Annotated in this window: 20 protein-coding genes and 2 pseudogenes; 18 read left to right on the top strand and 4 right to left on the bottom strand. The window is 67.8% G+C overall.

Annotated elements, in window-relative coordinates; all coding sequences use genetic code 11:
• Window positions 1-22 precede the first annotated feature (22 nt).
• The 6 genes from IQ220_RS11780 (at window position 23) to IQ220_RS11755 (ending at window position 3,851) form a co-directional block, all read left to right on the top strand.
• Window positions 23-289 (top strand): phycobilisome linker polypeptide, encoded by a 267-nt coding sequence (locus tag IQ220_RS11780; RefSeq protein WP_193915207.1) that lies wholly within the window; start codon window positions 23-25, stop codon window positions 287-289.
• A gap of 289 nt (window positions 290-578) precedes the next feature.
• On the top strand, window positions 579-1,097 hold the full coding sequence (locus IQ220_RS11775; protein WP_186697239.1) for a phycocyanin subunit beta: 519 nt from the start codon (window positions 579-581) through the stop codon (window positions 1,095-1,097).
• Between the two features lie 70 nt (window positions 1,098-1,167).
• A complete protein-coding gene (gene cpcA / locus IQ220_RS11770; protein ID WP_186697240.1) occupies window positions 1,168-1,656 on the top strand; it encodes a phycocyanin subunit alpha in 489 nt (162 codons plus the stop codon).
• Between the two features lie 214 nt (window positions 1,657-1,870).
• Window positions 1,871-2,695 (top strand): HEAT repeat domain-containing protein, encoded by an 825-nt coding sequence (locus IQ220_RS11765; protein ID WP_193915205.1) that lies wholly within the window; start codon window positions 1,871-1,873, stop codon window positions 2,693-2,695.
• A gap of 5 nt (window positions 2,696-2,700) precedes the next feature.
• Window positions 2,701-3,363 carry a HEAT repeat domain-containing protein gene (locus IQ220_RS11760; protein WP_193915203.1) on the top strand — a complete coding sequence of 221 codons (663 nt, stop codon included), beginning with the start codon at window positions 2,701-2,703 and terminating at the stop codon, window positions 3,361-3,363.
• On the top strand, window positions 3,360-3,851 hold the full coding sequence (locus IQ220_RS11755) for a low molecular weight protein-tyrosine-phosphatase (RefSeq protein WP_193915201.1): 492 nt from the start codon (window positions 3,360-3,362) through the stop codon (window positions 3,849-3,851). The genes IQ220_RS11760 and IQ220_RS11755 overlap by 4 nt, the downstream gene beginning before the upstream one ends.
• Before the next feature lie 18 nt (window positions 3,852-3,869).
• On the opposite strand, the gene IQ220_RS11750 is transcribed toward IQ220_RS11755, so the two are convergent.
• Entirely contained in the window at window positions 3,870-5,420 is a 1,551-nt protein-coding gene (locus IQ220_RS11750) for a bifunctional pantoate--beta-alanine ligase/(d)CMP kinase (protein WP_193915199.1), read from the bottom strand.
• Window positions 5,421-5,551: 131 nt separating this feature from the next.
• On the bottom strand, window positions 5,552-6,055 hold the full coding sequence (locus tag IQ220_RS11745; RefSeq protein ID WP_193915197.1) for a septal ring lytic transglycosylase RlpA family protein: 504 nt from the start codon (window positions 6,053-6,055) through the stop codon (window positions 5,552-5,554).
• 414 nt (window positions 6,056-6,469) lie between these two features.
• Here IQ220_RS11745 and purM point away from each other — a divergent pair, with 414 nt between their 5' ends.
• Window positions 6,470-7,510: a phosphoribosylformylglycinamidine cyclo-ligase gene (gene purM, locus IQ220_RS11740; RefSeq protein ID WP_186697247.1), complete on the top strand. Its 1,041-nt coding sequence runs from the start codon at window positions 6,470-6,472 to the stop codon at window positions 7,508-7,510.
• A gap of 94 nt (window positions 7,511-7,604) precedes the next feature.
• Window positions 7,605-8,258: a 2-hydroxyacyl-CoA dehydratase gene (locus IQ220_RS11735; protein ID WP_193915195.1), complete on the top strand. Its 654-nt coding sequence runs from the start codon at window positions 7,605-7,607 to the stop codon at window positions 8,256-8,258.
• A gap of 27 nt (window positions 8,259-8,285) precedes the next feature.
• On the opposite strand, the gene IQ220_RS11730 is transcribed toward IQ220_RS11735, so the two are convergent.
• The gene (locus IQ220_RS11730; protein WP_193915193.1) at window positions 8,286-9,266 is read right to left on the bottom strand and encodes an aldo/keto reductase; all 981 of its coding nucleotides are present in this window, start codon (window positions 9,264-9,266) and stop codon (window positions 8,286-8,288) included.
• 35 nt (window positions 9,267-9,301) lie between these two features.
• On the opposite strand from IQ220_RS11730, the gene IQ220_RS11725 reads away from it, so the two are divergent.
• Window positions 9,302-9,472 (top strand): hypothetical protein, encoded by a 171-nt coding sequence (locus IQ220_RS11725; protein ID WP_186697250.1) that lies wholly within the window; start codon window positions 9,302-9,304, stop codon window positions 9,470-9,472.
• A gap of 5 nt (window positions 9,473-9,477) precedes the next feature.
• Window positions 9,478-10,014 (top strand): hypothetical protein, encoded by a 537-nt coding sequence (locus tag IQ220_RS11720; RefSeq protein ID WP_186697251.1) that lies wholly within the window; start codon window positions 9,478-9,480, stop codon window positions 10,012-10,014.
• 175 nt (window positions 10,015-10,189) lie between these two features.
• On the opposite strand, the pseudogene IQ220_RS11715 reads toward IQ220_RS11720, so the two are convergent.
• A pseudogene (locus IQ220_RS11715) lies at window positions 10,190-11,326 on the bottom strand (IS5 family transposase).
• 59 nt (window positions 11,327-11,385) lie between these two features.
• On the opposite strand from IQ220_RS11715, the gene IQ220_RS11710 reads away from it, so the two are divergent.
• From IQ220_RS11710 to IQ220_RS11675, 8 genes and pseudogenes are all read left to right on the top strand, one after another.
• Window positions 11,386-13,554 (top strand): DUF3427 domain-containing protein, encoded by a 2,169-nt coding sequence (locus tag IQ220_RS11710; protein ID WP_228009168.1) that lies wholly within the window; start codon window positions 11,386-11,388, stop codon window positions 13,552-13,554.
• 9 nt (window positions 13,555-13,563) lie between these two features.
• Window positions 13,564-13,797, top strand: coding sequence for a DUF433 domain-containing protein (locus tag IQ220_RS11705; RefSeq protein WP_193915189.1), 234 nt, complete (start codon window positions 13,564-13,566; stop codon window positions 13,795-13,797).
• Window positions 13,798-13,844: 47 nt separating this feature from the next.
• The gene (locus IQ220_RS11700; RefSeq protein WP_255460151.1) at window positions 13,845-14,039 is read left to right on the top strand and encodes a hypothetical protein; all 195 of its coding nucleotides are present in this window, start codon (window positions 13,845-13,847) and stop codon (window positions 14,037-14,039) included.
• Window positions 14,040-14,271: 232 nt separating this feature from the next.
• Window positions 14,272-14,466 (top strand): DNA-binding protein, encoded by a 195-nt coding sequence (locus tag IQ220_RS11695; RefSeq protein WP_186699927.1) that lies wholly within the window; start codon window positions 14,272-14,274, stop codon window positions 14,464-14,466.
• Window positions 14,463-14,852: a type II toxin-antitoxin system death-on-curing family toxin gene (locus tag IQ220_RS11690; RefSeq protein ID WP_193915187.1), complete on the top strand. Its 390-nt coding sequence runs from the start codon at window positions 14,463-14,465 to the stop codon at window positions 14,850-14,852. The genes IQ220_RS11695 and IQ220_RS11690 overlap by 4 nt, the downstream gene beginning before the upstream one ends.
• Window positions 14,853-15,068: 216 nt before the next feature.
• Window positions 15,069-15,604: pseudogene (locus tag IQ220_RS11685) on the top strand (DUF3427 domain-containing protein); the annotation flags it as partial.
• A 43-nt stretch (window positions 15,605-15,647) separates the two neighbouring features.
• Window positions 15,648-15,851, top strand: coding sequence for a DUF433 domain-containing protein (locus tag IQ220_RS11680; RefSeq protein ID WP_193915354.1), 204 nt, complete (start codon window positions 15,648-15,650; stop codon window positions 15,849-15,851).
• A complete protein-coding gene (locus tag IQ220_RS11675; protein WP_193915185.1) occupies window positions 15,848-16,126 on the top strand; it encodes a hypothetical protein in 279 nt (92 codons plus the stop codon). Before IQ220_RS11680 ends, IQ220_RS11675 begins: the two co-directional genes overlap by 4 nt.
• Window positions 16,127-16,282 lie beyond the last annotated feature (156 nt).

Here is a 16,282-nt window from a genome sequence, read left to right as displayed (position 1 = left end):
TCACTCCTTCGCCCGAAACACCATGAAGGTTTCTGCAGGTAGCCGCGGCACCAGCTTCACCAGCAGCCGTCAGGTCACGTTCACCGTCACCGGTCTTGCCAACAACGATTACTCGCGTACGGCAGACATGACCATGAATGTGCCCTACACCAGAATGAACGAAACCATGCGACTCGTTCAGCGGATGGGTGGCAAGATCACCGGCGTCAGCGTCAATGGCGGCGACCTCGTCGGCACGGGCAAGGTGGCACCAGCCCGCAAGAAGGCGAAGTCAAAGGCCGAAGGCTGAACCCAGCTTCAACACCAAGCAGGTCCACCAGTGGTCCCCACCATGGGGTCAGCCACGGATTCGGTTCATTGGAATGTTCTGCCCCCAACCGGGGGCTTTTTCATGGCCAGATCATGGCTCGGCAGACCAGGAGACGATGACCGTTTGTTAATTGGCGAGACGCCTGCCGCAGGGCCAACCAACAATGGTCAAGTCAAGTTGACAGGTGCCCGGCGTTGCCGGGCGACGGACAACCTGGCCATCTCTATCAACCCTCCCCGACATTTCGTCGCGACCAGGAGCTCTCCCCATGTTCGACGCCTTCACCAAGGTTGTAGCCCAGGCTGATGCCCGGGGCGAATTCATCAACGCCGGCCAGATTGATGCCCTCGCTGCCATGGTGGCCGAGAGCAACAAGCGCATGGACACGGTGAACCGCATCACCTCCAACGCTTCCAAAATCGTCACCAACGCTGCTCGCGATCTCTTCGATTCGCAGCCCGCTCTGATCGCCCCCGGCGGTAACGCCTACACCCATCGCCGCATGGCTGCCTGCCTGCGCGACATGGAGATCGTTCTCCGCTACGTCACCTACGCCATCTTCACCGGCGATGCTTCCGTCCTGGAAGATCGTTGCCTCAATGGCCTCCGTGAGACCTACCTCGCCCTCGGCGTCCCCGGCGCTTCCGTCGCAGAAGGCATCCGCAAGATGAAGGACGCCGCCATCGGCATCGCCAACGACCGCAACGGCATCACCCCAGGCGACTGCGCCGCCCTCATGAGCGAAGTCGGCACCTACTTCGATCGCGCTGCTGCCGCCGTCGGCTGATCGCCTCGGCCCTCTCTTCTCTTGAACTCACCCGCCTCCACGCGGGTTCACCTTCTCCTTCTCTCTCACCATGAAGACTCCCCTCACCGAGGCCGTCGCCGCCGCTGATTCCCAGGGCCGCTTCCTCTCCAACACCGAGCTCAACGCCGCCTTCGGTCGCTTTGAGCGCGCTGCCAACGCCCTCAGCGCCGCCAAAACCCTCACCGCCAAAGCCGATGAGCTGGTGAACGGTGCCGCCCAGGCCGTCTACAGCAAGTTCCCCTACACCACCCAGATGCAGGGCAGCAACTACGCCTCCGATTCACGCGGCAAGGCCAAGTGCGCACGCGACATCGGCTACTACCTCCGCATGGTCACCTACTGCCTCGTCGCTGGTGGCACCGGCCCCATGGATGAGTACCTCGTCGCCGGTCTCGATGAGATCAACCGCGCCTTCGAGCTCTCCCCCTCCTGGTACGTCGAGGCCCTCTCCTACATCAAGGCCAACCACGGCATCTCCGGCGACCCCGGCGTCATCGCCAACAACTACATCGACTACGCCATCAGCGCCCTCGTCTGATTCCTGCTCAGGACTCAGCCGCAACCGCAACCCAAACATCCCTTCCCCTCCAAAGGGGGGATCGGCTTCCTCGCCCCCATCTGGGGGCTTTTGCTTGAACTCCGCTACGGGGCGGCTTCCCTGTTCCCGGGCGCGAGGACGCCTGCCGGACAGCCGTCACCCGTACTGCCATCATCAGATCCAGCTCTCCCCCCCTTCCGCGGGGACGCGTTCCATGGCCGCACCCCCCAGGGCAGCCCCAGCCGGGGAGCCGATCAGCGAAGCCGAGGCCCTGGCGCGCCTGCGCCAAGGCGCTGACCCCTCACAGCAGTACTACGCCGCCTGGTGGGTGGGCCGCATGCGCTGCGGCCACCCCGACACCATCCCCCTGCTGCAGCAGGCCCTGCGCCAGCGACGGCCACGGGACCCAGGGGCAGGGGTGGAGGAGAACGCCGTGGCCCGCAACGCGGCACGCTCCCTCGGGAAGCTCGCGCCCGCCTCAGCTGTGGCCATCCCCGATCTGCTCGACGCCCTGGAGGATGCCGACCACGGACTGCGGGAAGCGGCCGCCCGCGCCCTCGGCGAGATCGGCGCCGTGGAGGCCGTGGAGGCCCTCTGCCAGCGTCTGGCCAGCGGCCCCCAGAGCGCAGGAGCCCAGGAGCCTGACAGCCCCCGGCTGCAGGAGCCCTGCGAAGCCCTGCTGGAGGCCCTGGGCGAGATCGGCGTTGCCCGGCCTGAGGTGATCGCCGTGCTGCGGCCCTTCATCGATCACCCCCGCCCCCTCGTGCGCAGCGCCGCCGCCCGCAGCCTGCTGCAGCTGAACGGCGACCCCTGCTGGGGTGAGCTGCTGGTGGAGCTGCTGGGCCATCCCCAGTTGCAGGTGCGGCGGGCTGCCCTGATGGACCTGGGCGCCGCCGGCTGGCGGCCGGCCCTGGGCGCGATCAGTGCCACCCTGGCCGAAAACAGCCTCAAACTGATCGCCCTGCGGGGTCTGGTGGAACGGGGCCAGGGCGAGCCGGGTGAGCTGGCCCTGTTCGCCAGCATGGACGCCCTGCTGTGAGCGGCATGAAGAGCGCCATCCAGCCCCAGACCAGCCCTGAGCTGGACCAGCTGATCGAGGCGGTGGAGCGGGCCGACAGCAGCCTGGCGCTGGCGCAGGCCACCCGGGCCCTGGCCAGCCACAGCGATCCCCAGGCCGCGGCCACCCTGGTGAAGGTGCTCGGCTTCAACAACCCCGGCGCCGCCGTGGCCGCCGTGGAGGGGCTGGTGAGCATCGGCGAGGGGGCCGTGGAAGCCCTGCTCCAGCTCGATGCCGAGAACTACGGCGCCCGGGCCTGGGCGGTGCGGGCCCTGGCGGGGATCGGCGACATCCGCGGCCTGGAGCTGCTGATCGAAGCGCTGGGTACCGACGTGGCCGCCAGTGTGCGGCGCGCTGCCGCCCGGGGCCTGGGCCAGCTGGAGCTGGCGGCGTTGCCACCGGAGCGGGCCCTGGCCGTGCAGCAGCAATGCCTTCAGGCGCTGCTGGCCGCCAGCGTGGATGGCGAGTGGGTGGTGCGCTACGCGGTGGCCGTAGGGCTCGAAGCCCTGGCTGCAGACCTGCCAGCGAGCTGCGAGGGGTTTCGGCAGTGCCTGGACGGCCTGGGCAGGCTGACGCTGGACGAGGCCGGCAATCCCCCGGTGGTGCGCCAACGGGCCGCGTTGGCCCTGCAACGGCTGAGCACACCATGACCCCCCCTCAACCCACCCGGGTGCTGTTCGTCTGCCTGGGCAACATCTGCCGCTCCCCCGCCGCCGAGGGGGTGTTCCTGCATCAGCTGGCCCTTGAGCAGCTCCAGGATCACTTCCTGGTCGACTCCGCCGGCACCGGCGGCTGGCATCGGGGCCACCCGCCGGACGAGCGCATGCAGGCGGCCGCCGCCCAACGGGGCATTCAGCTCACCAGCCGGGCCCGCCAGATCCAGCTCGCCGACATCAGCAGCTTCGATCACATCCTCACCATGGACGAGGACAACCTCACCCAGGTGAGGGCCCTCAGCCAGCGGGTCCAATCCGGCTCGCAGCGGGCCCGCATCACTCCCCTCACCCGGTTCTGCCGGCAGCGCAAGGCCGCAGCGGTGCCCGACCCCTACTACGGCGGCCCCGAGGGATTTGAGCAGGTGCTCGACCTGCTGGAGGACGCCTGCGCGGGGCTGCTGGAGGCGCTGCGGCCCCGCTGAACGCGGCGGGCGGGCCTCTCAGGGCGCCGGATCCGGCCAGGCGTCGTGGGGAATGCGCTGGCGAAACAAGTCCACCAGGGCCTCGATCACCGCCTCGATCGTCATGCCATCGGTGATCAGTTCCACGGCATCGCCGGCCCGGCAGAGGGGAGCGATGCTGCGGCTCGAGTCCTGGTGGTCGCGATCGGCGATCTGGGCCTCCAGCTCCGCCTGGGGCGGCACCACAAAGCCTCGCTGGGTCAGATCCTGGGCCCGGCGTCGGGCCCGCTCGGCCACCGTGGCGGTGAGGAACACCTTGAGGTCGGCGTCGGGGTACACGGCTGTACCGATGTCCCGGCCCTCGGCCACCAGGCCGCCGCTTTTCCCCATGGCCTGTTGCTGGCCGGTGAGGGCCTCCCGGACGCAGGCGTGGGCCGCCACCACGGACACCTGGGCCGTCACCTCCGGGCTGCGGATCACTGCGGTGATGTCCTGCCCCCCCAGCAGCACCCGCTGCTCGGCACCACCAAGCAACTGCAGGTCGAGATCGAGCAGCAGGGGGGCCACGGCGGCGGCATCGGCCGGATCGGCCCCCTGCTGCCGCACCAACCAGGTGACGGCCCGGTACATCGCGCCGGTGTCGAGGTAGATCAGGCCAAGACGGCTGGCAAAGGCACGGGTCACGGTGCTCTTGCCAGCTCCAGCGGGGCCATCGATGGCGACGATCGGGGCGCGACTCATCAAGAAGGTGTGATCGATCAGGCGGGCAGATCCACAGCGGACTGCCGCCGCTAACAGGGTCAACCCTGCCACCCGGTGAACGGGCTTCAGGCTGTGGGCCTCCACCAAGGCGGTGTACTCCACATCGAGGCCACTCTGCTCCAGTCGCCGGCGCAACTCTGCAGCGGCTGCTGGGGTCGGCTCGCTGCCGCCCCTCAGCCCATCTCGGGCGATGGCCGTGAGCAGGGTGGGCAGGGCGGTCGCCCGGCGCTGCTCCTGGGCCGAGAGGTAGGCGTGACGCGAACTGAAGGCCAGGCCATCGGGCTGCCGCACCGTGGCACAGCCCTGCACGGTCACCGGCAGGCCCAGATCCCGCACCACCCGCCGCAGGATCACCAGCTGCTGCCAGTCTTTTTCCCCCAGCAGCAGCAGCTGGGGACGCACCAGGGCAAGCAGCCGCACCACCACCGTGGCCACGCCGGCGAAGTGGCCGGGGCGCCCGGGCGCGCACAGGCTCTGCAGCAGGCTCTGCGGCGGCTGGATGCGCGTGAGTTCGGCCTCTCCGCCTGGGAACAGCTCGGCAGGCTCCGGAGCGAACACAGCAGCCGCCCCAGCGGCTGCGGCAACGGCGCCGTCACGGGCCAGGTGCCTGGGGTAGCGGCTGAAGTCTTCGCCGGCTCCGAACTGCAGCGGATTCACGAACACGCTCACCAGAACCACCGGCAGGCCTTCTGCCCGGGGCTGGGCCGCCTGGGCGATCAGCGCCTCGTGGCCCCGGTGCAGCGCCCCCATCGTGGGCACAAAGTGGAGAGGCCCCCGCTGCTGCCGGCGCCAGGCCTCGAGCTCTTGGCGGGTTCTGAGCAGGGCCACGGAGGAGGGAGTCGACAGAACAAACCCCCCAGGCCCTGAATGGGCCTGGGGGGAAGCATCATCCTGGACATGACCCCGGCCGTTGAGCCGGGGACGGGCCCAGGGCCGGATCTCAGCGCAGGACCCAGATCTCAGCGCAACACTTCGAGCTTCACCGGAGCCAGGCCGGAGGACACCAGGCCCACCTCATGGGCGGCGCCGTGGGCGAGGTCGATCACCCGGTTGCCGACGAAGGGGCCGCGGTCGTTGATGCGCACCACCGTGGTGCGGCCGTTGCGCAGGTTCGTGACGCGCACCTTGGTGCCGAAGGGCAGGGTGCGGTGGGCGGCCGTGAGGGTGCCGGGGCGGAAGCGCTCACCATTGGCGGTGCGGTTGCCGAAGAAGCCAGGGCCATACCAGCTGGCCTGGCCCCGGATCACCTTGACCACACCGGGGTTGCTGGTGGCGATCCGAACGACCGGGGCAATCTCGTTGAGCCCCTCGAAGGGAGCCGGGGAGTACTCGCTGTCGAAGATGGCCAGACCCTGGGCCGGCTCGGCAGCGTTGAGGCTGCTGGGATCGACCGCCAGGGCGGGAGCAACAGCGCCTGCAGCCAGGGTGAGGGCCAGGGCCCCGAAGGAAAGAGTGCGACGCATAACAGGCGAAATCCGCTGCAGAACAGCAACCTGAATGAGGTTCGCAAGCATTGGTATCTCCCAGCTAAAGCTTGTAAGCGGGAGCACGTAAGCCTGCGGAATTCCTGGACCGGAACAACAACTTCGCTAAATTAAGGGCAACCCAAGCCGGGTTTTGGCACTTTTGGCTACAAGGAATCTGATCAGAATTCATGATCAGAGCGCACTCGCAAGCCGCAGACTGGGATTGGGAGCTGTTCTGAGCCAGACAATCATCAGCCAATCCGATCAAGGCGATAAGCCCAGCTGATTCAAGCTTGTGCCGATCGCGCAACCGGCCAACCCCTCAGCCGGCCCGTGCCTCGGCTGGGCCTGCCTGCGGCGCCCTGGCCGGCGGCATCGGAGGATCAGTGGCGTGAACGCGGGCTGAAAGCGATGGATTACCGCACTGCCGGGGTGGACGTGGTGGCCGGTCGCGCCTTTGTCGATCGCATCCGCAGCTCGGTGGAGGCCACCCGACGCCCCGAAGTGATGGGCGGGCTCGGGGGCTTCGGCGGCCTCTGCCGGCTGCCGGCCGGCCTCAAGGACCCCCTGCTGGTGTCAGGCACAGACGGCGTCGGCACCAAACTGGAGCTGGCCCAGGCCCACCAGAGCCACCATGGGGTAGGCCTTGACCTGGTGGCGATGTGCGTCAACGACGTGATCACCACCGGCGCCGAGCCGCTGTTTTTTCTCGACTACATCGCCACCGGCAAGCTCAGCCCTGAGGCGATGGCGGCGGTGGTGGAGGGCATCGCCGCTGGCTGCAGCCAGAGCGGCTGTGCCCTGCTTGGGGGGGAAACGGCGGAGATGCCCGGCTTCTACGGCCCAGGGCGCTACGACCTGGCCGGCTTCTGCGTGGCCGTGGTGGAGGCCGACGCCCTGATCGACGGCACCCGGATCAAGGCCGGCGACCGCATCGTGGCGATCGCCAGCAGTGGCGTCCACAGCAACGGCTTCAGCCTGGTGCGGCGCATCCTGGAGGCCAGCGGAGCCGGGGTCGACACCGCCCTGCCAGGCGCGGACCGCCCCCTGATCGACACCCTGCTCACCCCGACCCGCCTCTACGGCGCCCTGGTGAAGGCCCTGCTGGCCAGCGCCATCCCCGTGCGCGGCATGGCCCACATCACCGGCGGAGGACTGCCGGAAAACCTGCCCCGCTGCCTGCCCGCGGGGCTCCAGGCGGCCATCGATCCCGACAGCTGGCAGCGACCGGCCGTGTTCCGCTGGCTGCAGGAGGCCGGCGATGTGCCGGAGGCCGACCTCTGGAACACCTTCAACCTGGGGGTGGGGTTCTGCCTGGTGGTGCCGCCTGAGGCGCAGGAGCCGGCCCTGGCCTGCTGTGCCGCCACGGGATACGCGGCCTGGCCCGTGGGAGAGGTGCGGGCCGCAGACGATCCGAACGGCGCTCCAGGCGTGGCAGGGTTGCCACTCTGAGCGACACCAGCCGTCGCCGCCGCTGCGCTGGCAGATTGAGCCGGTCCGCTCCGCCTGCAGACCATCCGACTCCCCCTGTCCAAGGCATGAATGCATGAATAAGTCGCAACCTCCCTTCACTTCCGGTTCCCGCATCACCCGACGCCGCAGCTCGGCCGGGCCGGTGCCACCGATTCGGCCAATCCGGCCGCGGGAGGGCCATGCCGGCACGATCCGCACTGGCCTGCGGCCCACCTTCCTCACCCTGCGCGACCACGGCAAGGTGTTTGTGGCGGATCTGCCACGGCTCTCCGATGGGCAGCTGGCCCATATCGCCAAGGAGGCCCGCGAAGTGCTGGAGAGCCTGCTGCGGCGGCTGGCTGAACTGGAGGGCCAGCTCAGCCTCACCCAGACCGAACTCGACACCCGAATCCGGGCCAGCACCAAACGGGATGTGACCGAGCGGTTCATCCGCGCCATCGCCGAGGAACAGGAGCTGCGCCGCAACAATCCAGCCCTGCGGGCCGCAGCTGGGGAATCCCTGGCCCGGGCCTTCATGGAACTGGCCCGCCACCGTCTGCCGGGAGCCACCTTCGACTCGCTCCTCCAGGAGGCCCTGGAGGCCTGCGGCCCTGAGCTGGTCACTCAGGCAGCAGCCCCCAGCAGGGCGACCGACAGCCGCGCCAGTGTCCCAGCCCCTGCCGATGGGGAGAGGCCCACGCCCGAGGTGCTGCCCGTGGTGCTCACTCCGGCGCCCTCCTCCTTTTGAGCGGCAGGATCAGTTTGAGCGGCAGGATCAGTCGCTGGCCAGGGGGTTGGCGGGCATTCTGCGCATCAGTCCACCGGCCAGCTGGTCAAGCAGCTCACGCTCAGCTGGCTCCAGGAGCCAGCGGCCGGCGGCGGCGGCGGCCTCGGCCTGGGCGGGGCTGCGCAGTCCGGGAATCGGCATGGCACCGTGGGAACGGCACCAGTTGAGCGCCACGGCCGCCGCCGGCGCGGCGCGGCGCTGAGCCATCACCGCCATCGCCTCGCGCAACGGAGCCAGCTGGGGCGCCAAGCGGCGAAACAGTGCCCCCCTGGCTCCTGCTGGGGCCGGTGCCTCGTGGCTGGCCGCCAGCAACCCGAGGGCCAGCGGGCTGTAGGCGATCAGCTCGATGCCCAGCTCCCGGCACACCTCGGCCACGCCGCCAGGTTCGATCGGGGCAGGCGAGAGCAGTGAGAGCTGCACCTGAACGCTTGCGAGCCGCACGCCACGGGCCGCCAGGCGCCGATGCATCTGGCGCAACCGCCGCGGGCCCACGTTGGACACCCCCAGCTCCGCCACCTCAGCCTGGGTCACCAGATCGGCCAGGCCCTCCAGCAGCGGCCCCTCCTGCCAGGGCGCATAGCGGGCCGTGCTCCAGTGCAGCTGGACCCGGTCGAGCTTCCCCTGCAGGCGTCGACGGGAGGCGGCAAACGCCCGCCGGAAGCCGCCGCGGCCCAACCGCCACGGGAAGGGGGCCAGCTTGGTGGCCACCAGGAGGCGTTCGCTCTGCTGCGGCGGCAGCGCCGCGCAGAAACGACCCAGCAACTGCTCACTGCGGCCGTTCAGGCGCCCCGTGCCATAGGAGTCAGCCGTGTCGAACCAGTGCAGCCCCAGCTCAACCGCCCGCTGGAACGTGGCCTGCAGGATGGCGTCCTGGCTGGGGTCATAGCCCCAGAGCAGCTGATTGCCCCAGGCCCAGGTGCCCACGCCGATGCCGGGGGCGACGGGCAGGGACGGGGAGGAATGCGCCATGGTGTGGGGATGAGCCCGGGGTGAAAGGGTCGAAGATGAGCGCGCTGCCAACGCCCGAGTCCTCCAGCCAGCCTGCCGAACTGCCGTGTTCCAGTTCCTCTCCGCCAGCGGCCGGCGCCGAGCCGGTGCTCTGCAACCACTGTGGCCGCACCGCCAGCAATGGCATCAGCTGCCAGGGGTTCTGCGTGGCGGATTCCGGCTACTGAGGTCTGTGCGGCCACTGAGCCCTGGTGGGGCAGCCAGGGCGCCCTGGCTGGGCGGGGCGACGGGCCTGCTGCTGGCGACAGCCGCTCTGGCGGGTCTCCTGGCTGGGCGCCTGACGGCCCGGGCCGAGGGCTTCGGACGCTGGGCCAGCCCCACGCGCCAGTGCGATCTGCAGATCAACCGACGCGAGCAGAATTGCCAGGCACTGCGCCTGGATCAGAACCTGGCCGGACTGCTCACGGTGCGGTTTCTGGTGGAGGCTGATGGGTCCCGGACCATGGCCGAGGAGCTGCTGTTCGTGGGCCAGCTCCAGGCCGGGCAGCCCGCGATGCGCTGCTCCGTGGATGGCCAGTGCGAGCCGCAATGGCCCACGCGGCTGCTGGTGAGCACGGTGGCGGACAGCCGCTACGACGACAGGGGATTGATCATGGGGCTGCCCCAGACCCATCTGGTGCAGGGCAGTTGCGTTCTGGAGCGCGACCGGGTGCTCTGTGATGCCAGCAGCCGGGAGGGAGGTTCGTGGATCGCCGAGGCAGCCCCCTAGGAGTTTGCGGAAAAACCGCCTGAGAATCCGCGTTTCCCCTCCTGAGAGCTGGTGCAGCCCCCTTTCGGTCGGGTTTTCCAACTTTCAGCGGCTCAGAGCTCCCGTTTTGGTGTGTTTTGCCCCTTTGGGCTCCCTGATCGCGGCCTCCTGGCCACACCTCTGGGCAACCCGCTGTTCATGCCGTCGCCATCGCTTGTTTGAGCAGGTTGCCCAGGCGGATCAGGTTGAGGCGATCACGTGCAGGCCAAACACTGCGCCCACCTTCTCGGTGCCGCGCAGCTTGAACTGGCGCAGACCTCCCCACTGTTTGATCCAGCCAAACACCTTCTCGATGCCGCGGCGGGCATGGATCGACTTGGCGTAGCCCTCGTGGCGGGTGGTGCGGCCATCGATGGCGGAACCACCAGGGCGGCTGGTGTTCTGAGCGACGTGCGGTGTCACGGCGATACGGCGCATCTCGGCGACAAAGCCCTTGGTCGTAGTTCTTGTCGGCACCGATGGTTTTCTGGTGGGCACCGGGACGATCGGCCGCCATGGCTTTGGCGGCATCCCTCTCCCCGGTGCCCGTGGCCTGCGTCACCTTGCAATCGACGATCAAGGCATGGCGGTTGTCCATGAGCACGTGCCCCCGGTAGCTGGGGAGTGCGGGGTGGGCATTGGACTTCCGGCACAGCAGCGCGTCTGGATCGACGCTGGAGCGATGGGTCTTGTTGCTGAGCTTGATGCCGCGGAAATCCCCTTTCGCTCGCTTCTTGCCGGGCTTTGGAGCGCCAAAACCCTCGCCAGGGCCTGACGGCGGGGGCGGTGGATCCTCCTGCCCATCGATCCGCTCCAGTGAGGCATGGGAGGCCCAGGCCTGCAGCAAGGTGCCATCGACTGAGAAGTGCTCGTCACTGAGCAGCGGCTTGACCTCCGGAGCACCCATCAGCTTCTCCAGGAAGCGCCCCATGACGTCGTCATTGAGTAGCCGCTCACGGTTCTTGGTGAATGTGGTGGGATGCTGCCAGATCGGATCATCCGGGCTCAAGCCCACAAACCAGCGGAACAGCAGGTTGTAGTGGAGCTGCTCAAGCAGCAACCGCTCCGAGCGGATGCCGTAGAACGCCTGCAGCAACGAGGCCAGCAGCAGTTGCTCCGGCGGCACCGATGGCCGGCCTTCTGCGGCGTAGAGCTTGCAGAAGGTGGGATTGAGGCGATCGAGGGCCTGTTCAGCGAGCTTGCGGATTCGCCGCAGCGGATGGCCGGCCGGGATCCGATCCTCAATCGACACGTACGAGAACAGGGAGCCGCTGCGCTCCCGTTGACCTCGCATCTGGGCTGGGCAGCTGGCCCATTGTCGCAAAGATGGCCGGGTTTTTCAGCGAACTCCTAATGAGCCTCGCCCGAGCCTTCCCCATGGGGGCCGCCGAGCGCAGCCACCATGGCCGCTGGCGCAACCTGGTGGTGGCCGCCACCGGCAGGGGCAAAGCCGTGATCGCCGCCCTTGATTACGCCCGCCAGGCCGGTCTGGGTCACCCGAGCCTGTTGTTCGTGGCCCACCGGCGCGAGATCCTGCAGCAGAGCCTCGCCACCTTCCGCCAGGTGCTGCGCGATGGCTCCTTTGGGGAGCTGCTGGTGGATGGCCAGCGCCCCAGCCAGTGGCGCCATGTGTTCGCCTCGGTGCAGTCGCTCGCTGGGCTGGATCCGGCAAACCTTGCGCCGGACACGTTCGACGTGGTGATCGTCGATGAGTTCCACCACGCCGCATCCGCCAGCTACGAGCGCTGGCTGCGCCACCTGGCGCCCGTCCTGCTGCTGGGCCTCACCGCCACCCCCGAGCGCACCGGCGGCGAGGACATCCTTCATTGGTTTGACGGCCGAATCGCCGCCGAACTGCGCCTCTGGAGCGCCTTGGAGCAGGGCCTGCTGTGCCCCTTCCACTACTTCGGCCTCCACGACGGCACTGATCTGTCGCAGATCGAATGGCGCCGCAACGGCTACGCCACCGAAGCCCTGTCGAACCTCTACACCGCCGACGACGCCCGCCTGCGCCTGATCCTGCGCGAACTGGCAGACAAGGTCACCAACCTGGCAGCGATGCGGGCTCTGGGCTTCTGCGTGAGCGTGGAGCACGCCCATTGGATGGCACGCAAGTTTGTGGCGGCCGGCCTGCGCGCCGCTGCCCTGGATGCCTCCAGCCCCCGGGAGCAGCGCGCCGAGCAGATCCGCCGCCTGCGCTCCGGCGAGCTCCAGATCCTGTTTGCCGTGGATCTGTTCAACGAAGGCCTCGACATCCCCGAGATCGACACGGTGCTGTTCCTGCGGCCCACCGAGAGAGCGATTGTGTTCCTGCAGCAGCTCGGCTGCGGGTTGCGCCTCTGCCGGGGCAAGAGCTGCCTCACCGTTCTCGACTTCATCGGCCAGTCCCACCGCCGCTTCCGCTTCGACCTCCGCTACCGCAGCCTGTTCGGCGGCACGCGCGACCAGCTGCGCCAGCAGATCGAAACCGGCATTCCCTTCCTGCCGGCCGGCTGCAGCCTGCAGCTCGATCGCGTGTCCAGTGAGCGGGTGCTGGAGAACCTGCGCGAGTCGCTGCCCAGCCGGCGGCCCCAGCTGGTAGCCGAATGCCGCAGCCTCGGGCGCTGTTCGCTGGCGGGGGTGTTGGAGGCGCTGGGGATGGAGCTGGGGGAGTTCTACCGGGTGGCGGGGTCGTGGGCGTTGCTGCAGCGGGAGCTGGGCTGGTTGGCGCTGGGCGAGCCCAGCGCCGATGAGCAGCGTCTGGGGCGGGGCATCTCCGGGGGCCTGCTGCATCTGGATGACCCCGAGCGCTTGTGCTGGCTGGCGAATCAACTGCAGCAGCCCATGGCGCCTGATCCGGCGGGCTTCGATTCCGCCACCGAGCGCAGCTGGCGCATGCTGATGGCCCAGCTGTGGGGCAGCGGCCGGCACCACGTGCCCCTGGCCGAGGCCCTCGTCCGGCTCTGGGTTGCCGCCCACCTCCGCGCCGAACTGGTGGAGCTTGTTGAGCTGCTGAAAGAGCGCACCGACCACCTGGTGGGCGCCCTCGACTGGGGCCGTGCCAAACCACCTCCCATTCCCCTGAAACTCCACGGCCGCTACTCCCGCTCCGAGGTGTTCGCCGCCTTTGGGTTGTTGAACGAGGCCCGCCCCTTCCCCGGCCGCGAGGGGGTGTTCTTTGACGAAGCCACCCAGTGCGACGTCTTCTTCATCACCCTCAAGAAATCCGAGCGCCTGTTCTCCCCCACCACCCGCTACAACGACTACGCCATCTCCCCATGGGAGTTCCACTGGGAGAGCCAGAGCCTCGCCAGGGAAGCCTCCGCCACCGGGCAGCGCTACATCCACCACCGCGAGCGGGGCAGCAAGGTGCTGCTGTTTGTTCGCGAGGAAAACAAAAGGGGCGGCGTCACCATGCCGTTCCACTGCCTTGGTTTTGCCGACTACCTGAGCCACGAGGGCGAGCGGCCGATGGCGATTCGCTGGCGGCTGCAGCAGCCGATCCCGGCGGCGTGGCTGCCGGTGATGGGGTTGGCGGTTTAGCGTTAATCCATGGACATCCAGTCCCGGATCACCATCAACCCGGCGGTGCGCTTCGGCAAGCCCTGCGTGCGCGGCACGCGCCTCACCGTGGGGGACGTGCTCGGTTCGCTGGCCAGCGGCATGAGTGAAGCGGAATTGCTGGAGGATTTCCCTCAGCTCAGCCACGACGAAGTGCTCGCCTGCCTTGCCTATGCGGCAGATCGCGAGCGTTGCCTGGTCACGCTGTCTTCATCGGTGGCGTGAGCGTCTGCCTGCTCCTGGACGAAAACCTCTCAGAATGGCTTCTACCAATGATCCTGGATCGGTTTCCCGATTCCAGCCATGTGCGGCTGCTCGGCCTGGGTGGCGCTGATGATCTGGTGATCTGGGAGAAGGCCCGCCCCCAAGGTGATCTGCCTGGCTATCGGCAACGCCGGCAATGCTGCAACAGCGGCCCTGTTGCTTGCTCACGTCGAGGCCATCGAGGGATTCTCCACCCATCCTGAGGCTGGGTTCCTCCTCCTGCGGCCAGCAGGCCAGGCCCTATAGAACCTTCAGCGCCACCAAGGCGAGCGGCCGATGGCGGGGCCCTTCCCGGGGTGGCGGCTGGAACGGGAGATCCCGGCGGCGTGGCTGCCAGGCTGTTGCTTGGCATAACGGCGGGGTTGGCGGTTAGAGGGGGGCTGTTCGGAGCTCTGGCATCGGGTTTCACCTAGGCTCAGGCCAGTGAGGGTCGCCATGGTCTTTGCCATCCAGCTCAGCGACGAGCAGACCAGAGCCCTGGCTGAAACGGCCCGTCGACTGAACGTGCCCCAGGAAGACCTGGCAGCTGCAGCCATTCGGGATCTGCTCAGTCGCCCTTCCGCCGATTTCGAAACCATCGCTGCGAGAGTTCTCTCAAAGAATGAGGAGCTCTACCGTCGTCTGGCGTGATCCGCTTTCTTCAACTTGGTGAGGTGCTGGAGCTTCACCGCCAGCTGATCATCACCAGCGGCGGCTCACCAGGACTGAGAGATCTTGGCCTGCTGGAAGCTGCACTGAGCCAGCCTCGCCAAACCTTTGCCGGGGATGATCTTTATCCAACGATCATCAATAAAGCCGCCTGTCTCGATTTTTCACTCATCACCAATCATCCCTTCGTGGATGGTAACAAACGAATTGGTCACGCCGACACGGAGGTGATGTTGATGCTGAACGGCCATCAACTCAGGACCTCAGTGGATGCGGCAGAAGCCTCAATCCTTGCTGTGGCTTCTGGTGGCCTTGATCGAAGGGCATACACAAGCTGGGTTGAGCGGCATAGCCATCCCCTGACGTGACCATCATCCAGTGCTAGTCACAAATCGGAATCCCAGCGCTCCTCACCACGCGCCAGGGAACCGTAGCCGCAGGCTTCTGCGCAGGAGTACTGGATCACCTTCTCGGGGGCGTAGCGCTCCACCAGCCGCTGCGAGAACGCCGGCAGCGCCTCGCGGCCTCGCGGCTCACCAGTGGGGGCGGTGTGGTGGTCATGGGCTTCATCATCGCGATGCCACGAAGACCAGGCCGTGCTCTGGCAGGCCGGAGCCTGGCGCCGGGTGTGCCGATCACCGCCTCCACCCCCTGCCCTGGGCGCTGCCGGTGCCCCTGCTGCGCGTGCACGGCCGTTACAGCCGGGCCGAGATCGAAGCCGCCTACTGCTTCGCAGAAGCCTTGCGGCTACGGCGTGCTCACCGATCACGCCCCCTGGATCCATCGCGAAACCCTCAGGAAGAGCGAAGCCCTCTTCTCCCCCACCACCCGCTACCGCGACCTGGCCCTCGGGCCGTCCCTGTTCCATTGGGAGAGTCAGAGCACCACCACAGCTGCTTCCGCCACCGGCCAGCGGTATGTCAACCACCAGGCGCGCGGCTCACGGGTGCTGCTGTTTGTGCGGGAGCAGCGCAGGCAGGGCACGGTCACGGAGCCGTCTGTTTGCCTCGGGTTTGCCACGTATGCAAGCCACGAAGGGGAGCGGCCGATGGCGATTCGCTGGCGGCTGGAGCGGGAGATTCCGGCGATGTGGATGCCGGTGATGGCGCTGGCGGTTTGAGGGGGGCTGGAGCCACTAACTTGAACCCAAGGATCATTCACGCATCACCCACAACCCAGCCCAGTGCGGGGGCAAGGCCTGCATCAGAGGCATGCGGATCCGCGTCAGCGATGTGCTCGATCTGTATGCCGCTGGCCTTTCCCCCGATCAGATCCTTGCCGAGCTACCTGATCTTGAGCCCGACGGTCTGCAGGCGGCTCTCAGCTACGTTGGACGCGAGTTGGATCATCCCGTGCTGGTGGCGTGATTCTCTGGCTCGATGCCCAGTTGTCGCCAGCCCTGGCACATTGGATCACAGCACAGTTCGCCCCGATCAAGGCGGTGCCAGTCAGAGAGCTCGGCCTCAGGGATGCCGATGACCATGTGATCTCCGTGCAGGGCCCGCCACCTCAGGTGATCTGGCTCCGTGTGGAGAACAGTTCCAACGAGGCTCTTCAGGCCGTGCTCCTGCGCACCCTTGAGCAGGCGGTGACCAGCCTTGGCGAAGGGGAATCCTGGGTCGAAATTCGCTCGCCAAGCTGAAGCCCCAGCCACCCATGCCGTTCCACTGCTGTCCCGTGTCAATCAGGTTGACGGGTGGCGTCAATCTGGTTGACCGGTAGAGAGTGGTTGTTCGGAAGCCCGCTGGAGCCTGAGATCGCAGCGGGGATCGGGATCGTGACCAGGCTGTCGCGGCGC

Source organism: Cyanobium sp. LEGE 06113 (assembly GCF_015207615.1).
The sequence above is the reverse complement of the archived record's forward strand: the minus strand, read 5'-3'. Positions and strand labels throughout refer to the sequence as shown.